The 13054-nt window shown below is 64.7% G+C and carries 13 protein-coding genes; 9 read left to right on the top strand and 4 right to left on the bottom strand.

The window, feature by feature from the left end; translation table 11 throughout:
* The first annotated feature begins 79 nt into the window (after positions 1 to 79).
* Positions 80 to 961 (top strand): pyridoxal kinase PdxY, encoded by an 882-nt coding sequence (gene pdxY / locus HWX53_RS14340; RefSeq protein WP_175941861.1) that lies wholly within the window; start codon positions 80 to 82, stop codon positions 959 to 961.
* A gap of 3 nt (positions 962 to 964) precedes the next feature.
* Here pdxY and HWX53_RS14335 read toward each other — a convergent pair whose 3' ends face one another.
* On the bottom strand, positions 965 to 1444 hold the full coding sequence (locus HWX53_RS14335) for a hypothetical protein (protein WP_175941859.1): 480 nt from the start codon (positions 1442 to 1444) through the stop codon (positions 965 to 967).
* Positions 1445 to 2018: 574 nt separating this feature from the next.
* Between HWX53_RS14335 and HWX53_RS14330 the strand changes: the two genes are divergently transcribed.
* Positions 2019 to 3224, top strand: a complete 1206-nt coding sequence (locus HWX53_RS14330; protein ID WP_175941857.1) for a hypothetical protein — start codon at positions 2019 to 2021, stop codon at positions 3222 to 3224.
* Between the two features lie 320 nt (positions 3225 to 3544).
* Here the strand turns inward: HWX53_RS14330 and HWX53_RS14325 are convergent, their stop codons facing one another.
* A complete protein-coding gene (locus HWX53_RS14325; protein ID WP_175941855.1) occupies positions 3545 to 4009 on the bottom strand; it encodes a hypothetical protein in 465 nt (154 codons plus the stop codon).
* A 224-nt stretch (positions 4010 to 4233) separates the two neighbouring features.
* Positions 4234 to 5061: a shikimate dehydrogenase gene (locus HWX53_RS14320; RefSeq protein ID WP_175941854.1), complete on the bottom strand. Its 828-nt coding sequence runs from the start codon at positions 5059 to 5061 to the stop codon at positions 4234 to 4236.
* Positions 5062 to 5391: 330 nt separating this feature from the next.
* On the opposite strand from HWX53_RS14320, the gene HWX53_RS14315 reads away from it, so the two are divergent.
* Complete coding sequence (locus HWX53_RS14315) at positions 5392 to 6837, top strand: cytochrome P450 (RefSeq protein ID WP_175941852.1); 1446 nt, start codon at positions 5392 to 5394, stop codon at positions 6835 to 6837.
* On the opposite strand, the gene HWX53_RS14310 is transcribed toward HWX53_RS14315, so the two are convergent.
* The gene (locus HWX53_RS14310) at positions 6831 to 7451 is read right to left on the bottom strand and encodes an XRE family transcriptional regulator (RefSeq protein ID WP_175941849.1); all 621 of its coding nucleotides are present in this window, start codon (positions 7449 to 7451) and stop codon (positions 6831 to 6833) included. The genes HWX53_RS14315 and HWX53_RS14310 overlap by 7 nt on opposite strands.
* Before the next feature lie 210 nt (positions 7452 to 7661).
* Between HWX53_RS14310 and HWX53_RS14305 the strand changes: the two genes are divergently transcribed.
* The 6 genes from HWX53_RS14305 (at position 7662) to HWX53_RS14280 (ending at position 12969) form a co-directional block, all read left to right on the top strand.
* Entirely contained in the window at positions 7662 to 9161 is a 1500-nt protein-coding gene (locus HWX53_RS14305) for an aldehyde dehydrogenase family protein (RefSeq protein WP_175941847.1), read from the top strand.
* A gap of 34 nt (positions 9162 to 9195) precedes the next feature.
* Positions 9196 to 10368, top strand: coding sequence for an FAD-binding oxidoreductase (locus HWX53_RS14300; RefSeq protein WP_175941845.1), 1173 nt, complete (start codon positions 9196 to 9198; stop codon positions 10366 to 10368).
* A 164-nt stretch (positions 10369 to 10532) separates the two neighbouring features.
* Entirely contained in the window at positions 10533 to 10739 is a 207-nt protein-coding gene (locus HWX53_RS14295) for a hypothetical protein (RefSeq protein ID WP_175940671.1), read from the top strand.
* A 309-nt stretch (positions 10740 to 11048) separates the two neighbouring features.
* A complete protein-coding gene (locus tag HWX53_RS14290) occupies positions 11049 to 11540 on the top strand; it encodes a hypothetical protein (RefSeq protein ID WP_175941843.1) in 492 nt (163 codons plus the stop codon).
* A gap of 115 nt (positions 11541 to 11655) precedes the next feature.
* On the top strand, positions 11656 to 12042 hold the full coding sequence (locus HWX53_RS14285; protein WP_175941841.1) for a PaaI family thioesterase: 387 nt from the start codon (positions 11656 to 11658) through the stop codon (positions 12040 to 12042).
* A 6-nt stretch (positions 12043 to 12048) separates the two neighbouring features.
* On the top strand, positions 12049 to 12969 hold the full coding sequence (locus HWX53_RS14280) for a LysR family transcriptional regulator (protein ID WP_175941839.1): 921 nt from the start codon (positions 12049 to 12051) through the stop codon (positions 12967 to 12969).
* The last annotated feature ends 85 nt before the right edge of the window (positions 12970 to 13054 follow it).

Below are 13054 nucleotides of genomic sequence, written 5' to 3'. Positions count from 1 at the left end.
CGTGCGTTAGGGCGGCACAATACAGAACGTCCCGCCGAATCGACCCTCACCGCTCTCACGCAATCCCGGAAATGACAACATGAACAATGTCCTGAGTATCCAGTCGCACGTCGTGTTCGGGCATGCGGGCAACAGCGCGGCGGTCTTTCCCATGCGGCGGCTCGGCGTCAACGTCTGGCCGCTCAACACGGTGCAGTTCTCCAATCACACGCAATACGGCCGCTGGACCGGCGGCGTCGTGGATGCCGAGGAACTGCAAAGCGTGATCGAAGGCATCGGCGCGATCGGCGTGCTCGCGCGCTGCAACGCGGTGCTCTCCGGCTATCTCGGCGCGACGGAGCAGGGCCGCGCGGTCGTCGAGATCGTCAAGATGGTGAAGGCCGTGAATCCGCGCGCGCTCTACTTCTGCGACCCGGTGATGGGTGTGGAGGGCGGCTGCACGGTCGCGCCCGGCATCGAAGATTTCCTCGTCACGACGATGCCCGAAGTCGCCGATGCGATCATGCCCAATCACAACGAGCTTCAGAAGCTCACCGGGCGGACGATCGAGACCGTGGAAGAAGCGGTCGATGCCTGCCGCGAAGTCATCGCGCGTGGGCCGCGCGTCGTCCTCGTGAAGCATCTGCTGGATCGCAACAGCCGCGCCGATACGTTCAACATGCTCGCCGTCAGCGCGAACGAGGCATGGTTCGCGCAGCGGCCGCTTTATCCGTTCGCGCGGCAGCCGGTCGGCGTGGGCGATCTCACGAGCGCGGTGTTCGTCGCGCGCACGCTGCTCGGCGATTCGCTGCGCAACGCGCTCGAACATACGCTCGCGGCCGTCAACGCCGTGGTGAAGGCCACCTACGAGGCGGGCCGCTACGAGCTGGAGATCGTGGCGTCGCAAGACGAGATCGCGAAACCGACCGACCGCTTTCCCGCCATTCGTGTGACCGGTAACGCGCCCGCCGCCGCCCGCTGACGATCAGGCGGCCGCCGCTGCCGCCATCGCCTTGAAGTTTTCGGGCGTAGCGAATGCCAGATACTCGGCCTGCATCTCGGGCGTGAGGAATTCGAGCATCGTGGCGTTCTCGATCCAGAACTCGATCACGTCGAAGAAATGGTCGCCGCGCGTGCAACGCACGGCGCGCCAGCCTTCGCGCTCGCCGATCGCGAGAACCTCGGCGGCGCTGCGCTGGGTCGCGATAGCCATATGGAACGCGCTGTATTGCGGCCGCTCGACCGTGCCCGCGCCGTAACTCACGCTGGTTTCGTGTCCCCCGCCGGGCGTAATCACGCGATCGCTCGGATAAACCTCGATGATGCTGCCGCGCTCGTCGCCCGCAACGGCCATCCAGGCATCGGGAAACGGCGAGAAGGGCGCGGCGAAGCCGTCCCACAGTTCGGCGAGCACGTGCGCGACGTGCTTCGGGTCGCGGGCGGGAATGGACGCGTGAAAGATCATGTGAGCACTCCGATAGAGAGCGGCGCGGTTTGCGCGAGGCAATGCGCGTGGATGCTTTCACGCGGCGCCAGTGAGTGTCAATTGGCGTTAGCCGCGACATTGCGGATTAATACTTTGTTTTGTCTTCCCAAATCTTTTTGTCTCGTCATTTGAATGATTAATAGCCGCGCGATAACCACGCTCGTTCAAAAGCCCGACAAATTCACTTGCGGCAAATAGGCTTGAACGTTACGCTTCGTTTCACCAGCGATTTACCCGATTCGCAGGTAGACGTTTTTCTATTGCTCAGATTCCTTGAGCCACTACAAATAGCGCCCTTCAAGGCGTGATTCTGTGGCCAGTGCATGTGTCGGGCTTATTCGACCGCATGCAAAAGCCATATAGGCAAAACTTGCGCGCATGAGACCAGCGCCTCCGAGCGAAACACACGTTTCGCCCGGTCTCATGTCGCGCGCGACGTTTTGTTGATGCTCGATTCACGCAGAAGGCATGCATGCGCATGCCATCGCGGAGCGTTGTGCGCCTGAAAGCGCATGCCGCAACGAATTTATTTAACGATAGGCGGAGTTGAGACATGGAAGGAAAACATACTCGTTGGATTGGCGCGCTCGCTTCGGCAGCCGCGTTAGTTTTACTGGCCGGTTGCGGCGGCGGTGGCGGTGGAACCAGTTCGAACGGAACGGGCACGACCACGACGACAGGCAGCGGCTCGGGCGCAAGTACGCCGAGCGGTTCCACTACGGTGACGCCGACGCTCGCGGCAGCGACGCAAGTGGTCGACGGCACCGCCATCGGCGCGGCGCAATGGGCAAGCGGCTCGACCGCGAGCGGCGGCACGGGCCAGCAGGTGAGCAGCCTCAACTGCGCGGTCGCGGGCAATACGTACAGCTACTCGCATCTGTCCATCTATCAGAACGGCAAACAGCTGGCGCTGCCCGCGGGTATCGGCACTGTCGCGCCGAGCCTGGCGTTGCAGACGGGCTGCGTCTATCCGGTGCATACCGACGACAACACCGGCAAGATTCGCATGGACGAAACGAGCAATGCGTCGTACACGCTCGGCCAGTTCTTCGCCGTGTGGGGGCAGCCGCTTTCGTCGACAAACGTGGCGGGGCTCACCGGGACGGTCACCGCGTGGGTGAACACGGGCGGCGCGCTTCAGAAGTACACGGGCGATCTCGCCAGTCTCGTCCTGCCGCAGCACGGCGAAGTGACGCTTGCCATCGGCACGCCGCCCGCGCAGATCCCCACCTACACGTGGATCGATCCGCCCGCGTTCAACACTAACCCGGTCACGCTAGTGTATGGCGGCGTCGTCGGCGACACGGCTGCCTGGCCGGTGGGCGGCACGGCGACGGGCTCGACCATCGACGGCATCGTCTGCGGCGCGGGCATGGCGGAGACGTTCCACGTCCACGCGCACGTCGCGATCATCAAGGACGGTCAGTGGCTGCAATTCCCGAAGCAGGTCGGCATTCCGGGAAGCTGCAACTATGAGATGCACACGCATGACCAGACCGGCATCATCCATATCGAGACGCCGAACGTGAAGACCTATACGCTCGGGCAGTTCTTCGACATCTGGGGCCAGCCGCTGACGACGACGAACGTCGCGGGCGTCCAGGGCAACGTCGTCGTCTATATCAACGACAACGGCGACGTCCGGCGATACCTCGGCGATCCGCGCGACATCGTGCTGACCTCGCATCGCGATATCACTTTCCAGATCGGCTCGCCGGTCAGCTCCCTCCCCACGTACTCGTGGTATGAGCCGCAATAAGCGATGAGCGGTAAGCGGTAAGCGTCGCCGGAAACGGCGGCGAGACAGGCGGGCGGCGTTTGTTGAACGCCGCCCGTTTTCGTTGCGCTGGCCAAAAAAAAGCCGCCCGGGGTAGGCGGCGAGAGCGCGTCCGTTGCGAGACTGTCCCGAATGGGGGGAACGGACGCGTGAGGAGACAACTGGATGCAGGTGAGTATCGCAAGGCCGGATGGCCGACTCAACCGGCATTTGGTAGCACTGAGTTTCGCGTTGGCGGGATTATGGCGATCCGCGCATTTCTATCGGTGTCCGTCGCCGAAGCTGATTGCGTTAGACGCGAATCAGCACTCGTTCGACGGCATCAGACGCGGATAGCCGGGCTGCGCCGAATCGATCGTCGTGACGCAGGCGCCGGGTTGCACATCGAGCGTGCTGTCGATTTCCCGCTTCGCGCCGTCGCGGGTCTGTACGCCGTAGCGATACACCTTCGCGGTTTGCTCCGGCGTCTTGTCGAAAAGGCTCGTCAGATCGAAGCTGAGTCCCGCGCCCGCGCCGATACCGCTCCAGCCGCTTCCGCGCACGCCGCCGCCGCCGACGCTCACCGCCGGCCTCGACGACGACGCCGCGCCGGTTGCCACCGTGGTCAGATACTGCTTGTCCGCGATGCGCGCGTTGGCGAGCCGGGCGTCGGCGGGAAGCGCGCCGGATGCGCCCGGACCGCTTGCGCACGCCGCGAGCAGCGCGCATGCGACGACGGCGACGCCAGTCAGCGCCGGGCATTTGACCATGCGTTGATACGTTTTCATTGCAGCCTTGATTGACTTCTGGAAACCCTCCGTTCTGACGTCGAGCGTCTGTGCCGCAAGAGCCGCGAAGCATCGGACAAAAAAATGCCGCCCGACAAGGGCGGCGAGCCGATGTATCGACGGCAGCCGGCATGCGCGGCTGAGGGAGGCGCGCGCGCCGCGGTATGGTGCAGCAGCGCCGTGCCTATTTGAACCAGACTCCTCCGATTCCGCCAGCCGCCGATTCAATCGCGCAACAGGAAGTCCACGATGGCGTCGCAGACGCGGCCGAACATCTGCGTGCCCGTGACGGTCGGACAGCCGCGAGCTCGGGCGGCTTCAATGAACGGCGTGATGGGCGGCTTGGTCACGACGTCGCCGATGAATGTCGTCGCAGGGAGGCGCGAAACGTCGAAAGGCAGCGGATCGCCCGCGCGCATGCCGGCTGGCGACGCATTTACCACGATGTCGTGTGTCGGCGCATCGCCGTCATCGGCGATGCTCACCGCGCCGCGTCCCAGCGATGCGAGCCGCGAGACGAGCGCGCCAGTGCGCTGGGCATCGAAATCCCGAATGGCGAGCGACGCCACGCCGGCCTCGATCAGCGCGTGACCGATGGCCGAGCCCGCGCCGCCCGCGCCGATCAACAGCGCGCGCTTGCCAGCCGGCTCGCAGCCTGCGTCCGCGAGCGCGGCGACCATGCCGACGCCGTCGGACATGCCGCCGTGCCACGCACCGTCGGCATTGCGTCGGAGCATGTTGGTCGCGCCCAGGAACGTCGACTCGTCGGTGAGCGTGCGGCAGTACCGCGCGGCGCTGAACTTGTGCGGCACCGTGATGATGATGCCGTCGACGTTCTGCATCGGCGTCACGCCAGCGAAGAAGGCGTCGAGATCGCCCGGCGCGACGTGCGCGGGAACGACGATCGCGTCGCGACCGGCCGCGCGCATCGCCGCCGTGACGCCGGAGGGCGAGCGCACCTGCGCAATCGGATCGCCGACGATGAAATACACGCGGGTCGCGCCGCTCAGGCCCGCATCGAGCGATGCGGAAAAGGAAGTGTCGTGCGCCATGCGTCGGGTCTCTCAGTTGGACGCGCGGGGAAGCGCGTGCGTCGATGTGAAAATGCGTGGATGGCGAACTGTAGTGGAGATTGAAAAGGGCTTCAATGAAGTCCATCGTGAGAAGCAACTAACGGTCGAACCGCTGCGCCTCCGCTTAGTTAAAAGAGGAATACACACGCAGAAAACCGCGTCTGCAAAAGCAGGCAGGCGGCCGAGCCGCTGACGCCCTCTGCGCAGTGCGCGATCGATGACGACGCGCGCGAACGCAGAGCAGCACACGCCCTCTATCCGCTGACCCTGCACTATCCTTTGCCAATCAAGCCCCTTCCGAGGCCGATCATGTCAGTCGCGACCGCCATCGCTCCCGCGCGTGAAGTGCACGACCTGCCGTCGCCGCGCGGTCTGCCGCTCATCGGCAATCTGCATCAGCTGCCGCCCGCGACGCATCATGTGACGCTCGAACGCTGGGCCGCCGAGCTCGGCACGCCGTACGTGTTCCGGCTCGGCCGCACGCCGGTCACGGTGTGGTCGGACATCGAATTGAGCCATGCCGTGATGCGCGAGCGGCCACATCGCTACCGGCGCTACGAGCCGATCGAAGCCGTGCTCAAGGAGTTCGGCTGCAACGGGCTGTTTTCGGTGGAAGGCGCGGCGTGGCTGCCGCAACGCCGCCTCGTCATGCAGGCGCTCTCCATTCCGCACATCAAGGCGTTCTATCCGACGCTCGCGGCCATCACCGACCGGCTGCGGCGGCGCTGGGAAGCGGCGGCGCGCTCGGGCAGCGTCGTCGACATGATTTCGGACCTGAAGCGCTTCACCGTCGATGCGACGAGCGCGCTCGCCTTCGGCGAAGATCCGAACACGCTGGAACGGGAAGGCGACCTCATCCAGCAGCACCTCGCGCTTCTTCTGCCGATGCTCATGTCGCGCGTGAATGCGCCGTTCGCTTACTGGCGCTATCTGAAGATGCCGCGCGACCGCCGCTTCGAACACGCGATGGCCGAAGTGCATCGCTATATTCGCGCGCTCATGGCCCGTGCGCGCGAACGCATGCAGCCACAGGAGGAGCCACGCAATCTGCTCGAAGCGATGCTCGCCCTGCGCGACGCGCCCGGCGCCGACATCACCGACGACGACGTTGCAGCCAACGTGATGACGCTACTGGTGGCGGGCGAAGACACGACGGCGACGTCGATTGCCTGGGCGCTGCTGTTTCTCGGAACCGACGATGCGCTTCAGGCGCGCGTGGCCGCCGATGCTCGCCGCGCGCTCGGCGACGCGCCCGTGTGCCCGACCTACGACGCGATGCGCGCGCTCGATTCGTGCGAAGCCGTCTGCACCGAGGCGAGCCGCCTGCATCCGGTCGCGCCGTATTTGTCGTTCGAACCGCTGGAAGACGTGCAGTTGTCCGGCGTGCGCTTGCCGGCGGGCACCAAGATGTTCATGCTGAATCGCCCGGCCATGCTCGATGCGCGCCATTTCGCCGATGCCGCGCGCTACGACCCGCAGCGCTGGCTGCGCGATCGTCGGCGAGATGGAGACTCGGATGCGCCGACGCATGAACCGCGCGCGTGGATGCAATTCGGCGCTGGGCCGCGCGTGTGTCCGGGGCGGCATCTGGCGTCGGTGGAAATGCGGCTCGTCGTGTCGATGCTGACGGCGAACTTCGTCGCACGGCTCGCGACCGATCCGGCGAACATCCACGAAGTCTGCGCCTTCACGATGGTGCCGAGCGAAATGCCGATGCGGCTTCAATTGCGCGATAGATCCGTCGCGTCTCACTGAGCATTTGGCGCGGCAGGCACGCCGCCTCCGGTGGCCATCCACAGCACTTCGGCGTCCTCTTCGCTCGTGGAGATCGCCGCGTGCCCGGTGCGGCTGTCGAAGTAGATGCTGTCGCCCGCGTGCAGATGCGTCGGCGCGTAGAGTTCCGAGTACAGGCAGACGCTGCCGCTGATCACATACAGAAACTCCTCGCCTTCGTGGCGGCCCCAATCGTCGAAGGCGTCGAGCGTGTGCGCGGAGATGCGGATGCGAAACGGCAGCATTGCCTTGTGCGCGAGTTCGGTGGCGAGCAGTTCCATCTGATAGCCGCGATACGCGTGGCGCTGGCCCTGATCGCGGCGCGTGAGCGCGCGCCGTCCGCTCGCGCTCGACGCGCTCGTGTTGCCGAAGAGTTCGCCCAGATCGATGCGCAAGCCGCGCACGATTTTTTGAAGCACATCGAAAGTGGGCGACATCAGCCCGTTCTCGATCTTCGAGAGCGCCGAGCGCGACACGCCGCACAAGCGGCTCGCCGTGTCGAGCGTCATGTCCTGCGCCACGCGCGCCTGTCTGACGCGGCGGCCGAGATCGGCGGCGGACTGCTCGGGCAACTGGCGAGTGGGAAGGTTCGTCATCACGATGCGAGGAAATTTTGTTTCCGATAATAGCATTGAGCTGAGCTTCCGAGGCCCCGCTTGCCAGCCGCCTCGCCCCGTGAGAACCCGTATATTGGCGACGTTGTAGCGCGGCGCATCCGCGCGTATAGTCTCTCGCAACCGCGCGAAGTTTCTGATCAGAAACACGTCGGCGCACCGTTCAACGCAGCAGCACGAGAGGATTCCACCGTGGACGCTCAATCGATTCTTTCCGACCTCGGCATTGCAGGGCTCGTCGAGGACGGCGACCTCGCCGTCACGTCGCCGATCACGGGGCAGGTCATCGGGCGCGTGAAGCGCCATACCGCCGCCGAGGTCGACGCCACGCTCGCTCAGGCGCGCACCGCGTTCGCTCACTGGCGCAACGTGCCCGCGCCGCGGCGGGGCGAACTCGTGCGGCTGCTCGGCAATCGCTTGCGCGAGAAGAAGACCGCGCTCGGGCGGCTCGTCTCGCTGGAAGCAGGCAAGATCCTGCAGGAAGGACTCGGCGAAGTGCAGGAGATGATCGACATCTGCGACTTCGCCGTCGGCCTATCGCGGCAGCTTTACGGTCTGACGATCGCATCGGAAAGACCGGGGCATCGCATGGCGGAGACGTGGCATCCGTTCGGCGTCTGCACCATCATTTCCGCGTTCAATTTTCCGGTCGCGGTCTGGTCGTGGAACGCGGCGCTCGCGCTCGTGTGCGGCAATGCGGTCGTCTGGAAGCCGTCGGAGAAAACGCCGCTGACCGCGCTCGCCGTGGATCGCATCTTTCGCGAAGCGCTCGACGAGTTCGGCAGCGCGCCACCGGGACTCGCGGCAGTGGTGATCGGCGACCGCGACATCGGCACGCAGCTCGTCGCGGACAAGCGCTCGGATATCGTCAGTGCGACGGGCAGCACGGAAATGGGCCGCGCGGTGGGCGTTGAGGTCGCGCGCCGCTTCGGCCGCTCGATTCTCGAACTCGGTGGCAATAACGCGGGCATCGTTTCAGAGACGGCCAATCGCGATCTAGCGCTGCGCGGCATCCTCTTTTCGGCGGTCGGCACGGCGGGCCAGCGGTGCACGTCGCTGCGGCGTCTCTTCGTCCACGACAGCATCTACGATGAAACCGTCGCGCGTCTCAAGGACTTGTACGCGAAAGTGCCCATCGGCAATCCGTTGAACGACGGCGTGTTGATGGGGCCGCTCATCGACGTGCAGTCGTTCGCGCGCATGCAGGACGCGCTGGAACAGGCGAAGGGCGAGGGCGGCAAGGTCTTCGGCGGCGAGCGCGTGACGGTCGAAGGCTGCGAGAACGGCTACTACGTGCGCCCCGCGCTCGTCGAGATGCCCGCGCAAACCGAAGTTGTCCTAAAGGAAACGTTCGCGCCGATTCTCTATGTGATGCGCTACCGCGATTTCGACGAAGCCATCGCGCTGAACAACGCGGCCGTGCATGGCTTGTCGTCGTGCGCGTTCACCACGGACCTGCGCGAAGCCGAGCGATTCCTGTCCGCGTCGGGCAGCGACTGCGGCATCGCGAACGTGAACATCGGGCCGAGCGGCGCGGAAATCGGCGGCGCGTTCGGCGGCGAAAAGGAAACGGGCGGCGGACGCGAATCGGGCTCGGACGCGTGGAAGGCCTACATGCGCCGCGCGACCAACACGATCAACTACTCGTCCGAATTGCCGCTCGCGCAGGGCATCGACTTCAATCTCGGCTGAAGCGTTCAGCGCAAACGACTGCGACGGGGGCGGCGTGGCTCAACAGGTAGTGATCGTCGGTGGCGGCGTGATCGGGAGTTCGGTCGCGTATTTCTTGCGGGCATCGGACCCGGGCGTGCAGGTCACGGTGATCGAGCGCGATCCGACTTACGCGCGCTCGTCGTCTGCGTTGTCGGCGGCATCGGTCCGCCAGCAGTTCTCGACGCCGCTCTCCGTGCGCATGTCGCTGTTCGGCATCGAGTTCCTGCGCGACATCGGCGAGCGGCTCGAAGTGAACGGCGAGCGGCCGTCCATCGACTTGCACGAAGGCGGTTATCTCTTTCTCGCGACGCCGCGCGGCGAAGACACGTTGCGCGAGAATCATGCGATGCAACGCGCGCTCGGCGCCGACATCACGCTGCTCGATCCCGCCGCGTTGCGGGCGCGCTTTCCGTGGCTCAATACGGACGACTTGGCGGCGGGCGCATTCGGCGAGCGTGGCGAAGGCTGGTTCGATGGCTACGGCCTCGTGCAGGCGTTGCGACGCAAGGCGCAGTCGCTCGGCGCGCGTTACGTGACGGCAGACGTGACCGGCATCGAACGTGAAGGGCGGCGCGTGACGCGCGTGCGCGCATCGAACGGCGAAGCATATTCGTGCGATATGGTCGTGAATGCGGCCGGCGCGTGGTCGCGTGCCATTGCGGCGATGCTCGGCATCGACCTTCCGGTACACGCGCGGCGACGCAGCATCTTCAATGTGTCGTCACCGGCGAAGCTCGACGCGTGTCCGCTCCTGATCGACCCGACCGGCGTCTATTTCCGCCCGGAAGGGCGCACGTATATTTGCGGGACGTCGCCATCGGCGGATAACGACCCCGACGACCTTCCGCTCGACGAAGTGGACCACGCCCTTTTCGACGACGTGGTCTGGCCGACGCTCGCGCATCGCGTGCCGCAGTTCGAGGCGTTGCGGGTCGAGCGCTGCTGGTCCGGCTATTACGAATACAACGTGCTGGATCAGAACGCGATAATCGGCTTTCATCCGGCCATCGACAATTGCATCTTTGCAAGCGGCTTTAGCGGACACGGCCTGCAGCACGGCCCGGCAACCGGGCGCGGCGTCAGCGAAGTGATTCTGAATGGCCGCTATACGACACTCGATCTAGCGCCGCTCGGTTGGGCGCGTGTCATGGAAGGCCGGCCGATTGTGGAGAAAAACGTCGTTTAGGGAATGTTGTTTCGTACGTCGCGAATACGCTTTATGCGGGCACTTTTTAAATGATCGACACCGTCTTTCCTCGCGTCTATCGATGAAATCCACTAGGGCCACTTGGCCCGAGGAAGCGCATGCTGAATATGTCTCGATTATTCGAGTGTAAACAGGAGGCAAAGATGGATGCTCGATCCAATACGCAACACGCGCATTTTGCAGAATGGATGGACGATCAGCAGGCCCCGGGCGACTCGACTGCAACGGCTTCCCACCGCTCTAGCCAGGTGTGCGCCGAACCGGAATATGTTGCCGACGTATGCGGCCGTTTCGCGGGAGAAAAAACAGAAGAGGAACAAAAGTCCTGCGTGGTTCGCGGATATAACTAAGCGTTTTGCACTGCGATTCGTTGCGCGGCAATTCGGCATTCGAGAATGGGCGCGCAGCGAATATCGATAGCCAAAGGCAATTCGCGCCGAACGGCGGATCTGCGTATCGTAAGAGACGCGCAGTCGTCGCGGTCGGTTCGCCACATTCCATCGTTACAAAGCATTGCGCCGACGCAAGAAGAAAACAGTGCGTCGCTCGAATCCGTTTTCTTTCTGAACGCCTACGCTGGCGTATGCAGAAAGTGCCTGCCTATATATCTCACCGCGCCTTTTTTTTTGCGCGTCTCGTTCGCGTCGCTGGAGCGCCGTATGATGCACGTCGATGAACACGCGGCAGTCGAGCCACGATTGCCGCCTTCCCTGTCCACTGTTTCGTCGGAAATCGACGACCGTGCGCACCGCATCGACTCGCCTGTGCGCGGACGCTCGTTCATCGACGCGCGCAACGACGCGGACGGCCTGCGGCGGGCGCTGGCGGCGTCGACGTGCGTGATGGTCGCGTGGTCGCTCTTCGAAGTGCCGTGGGAAATCGATGCGGACAGCCGCAGTCAACAGATCGCCGCCGTGCTGACGGCCAAGGCGCTCCTGATGCTGATCGCGGGGCTTGCGCTGCGCGGGCGGCGCTTTGCGCGCTATCTGCTGTTGTTCGTGTGCGTCACGAGCGTGCTCGCCATCGCGCCTGAACTGCCCGGCGAGTTCGGGCATGCGCCGTGGCTCGCCATTCTCTCGACGGTCGAATGCCTGACGAAGCTCGCCACGCTGACGCTCATCGCGCTTCATCTGAAACCTCGTCTGCGCTGAACCTGCGTCGTCCTTGCCGGGGCCGGCGCGCGCAGGCGCGGCCCTGCGATGGCACAATCCTCCCAAGCTCAAAAGTCGACGCGACGAAGAAGCTCTGACGCAGGGAGACGCACAGTTGGCGAATCTGGATCTCGACAATCCTTTCCTCGAAGCACTCGGCGCGACACTGACCGCGTGGCGCGACGGCTACGCGGAATTCACGATGCCGATACATGCGGGCCATCTCAACCGCCAGCGCATCTTGCAGGGCGGCGCAATCGCCACGCTGCTGGATGCCGCCTGCGGCTACACCGGTCTCTTCACGACGGCATCTGCTCCCATTCACGGCTTCACGCTCTCGCTCACGGTCAATTACCTCGATCGCGGCATCGGCGATAAGGTCGTGGCCAAAGGCTTTCTCGAACGTAAGGGACGCTCCGTGTACTTTGCGCGCGGCGAGGCGTGGGTCGACGATCGCTTGATGATCGCGAGCGCGCAGGGAACCTTCAAGTACGCGCGCTGAACGGTCATGGCGCTCAAGAACCTGCTGCGGCGTCTCGACCTCACGACACTTCAACTCTTCGTCGCGGTCTTCGAGGAAGGCACGCTCACCCGTGCGGCGGATCGCGAGGCCATCGCGGTGTCGGCGGCCAGCAAGCGGCTGCTGGAACTGGAGCAGGCCGTCGGCGCGGCGCTCTTCGAACGCAAGGCGCGCGGCATGGCGCTGACGCCCGCCGGCGAGACGCTGCTGCATCACGCCCGCCGCGTGCTGCGCGATGTCGAGAACATCGGCATCGAACTGGCCGAGCATGCGAGCGGCGTGCGCGGCTACGTGCGCATGATGGCGAACCTCTCGGCGATCGTGGAGTTCTTGCCGGAAGACTTGCGCGCGTTCTCCGCCGCGCACGGACAGATCAAGATCGACCTCGAAGAGCGGCCGAGCGGCGGCATTGTGGATGGCGTGCTGGACAGCCTCGTGGATCTCGGCATCTGTTCGGGCGATGCCGATACGCGCGGCCTCGAAAGCACGCATTATCGACATGACCGGCTGATTATCGTCACGCCCGGCGATCATCCGCTCGCCATGCGCGAACGCGTGTCCTTCGCCGATACGCTCGCCTTCGATCACATCGGCCTGCATTCGGCCAGTTCCATCAATGCGCGCACGCACCTCGCCGCGCGACAGGCGGGCAAGCCGCTGCGGCTGCGCATTCACGTGCCCGGCTTCGATGCCGTGTGCCGCATGGTGCAGGCCGGCATGGGCGTCGGCGTGCTGCCGCTCGCAGTGTTCGAGGCGATGGGGCGGCAACTCGGACTCGCCGCCGTTCCGCTGGACGAAGCGTGGGCCGCGCGCAGTCTCATCATCGTCGTGCGGGATGCGACGGCGCTGTCCCCGGTAAGCCGGCTGCTATACGACCATCTTCGCTCGATAGAAGCCGCGCAGCGCTGATCGCTGATCGCTGACCGCGGAGCGTTCGCGTTTGACGAACGGTCCTTGCCGAAATGCGGTTGGACGTAGCGCATGCGCCGCCCAT

Origin of the sequence: Caballeronia sp. BCC1704, from assembly GCF_902833455.1 — a bacterium.
In the GTDB taxonomy this organism is placed as follows: domain Bacteria; phylum Pseudomonadota; class Gammaproteobacteria; order Burkholderiales; family Burkholderiaceae; genus Caballeronia.
This window is presented reverse-complemented; position numbering and strand designations above follow the sequence as displayed.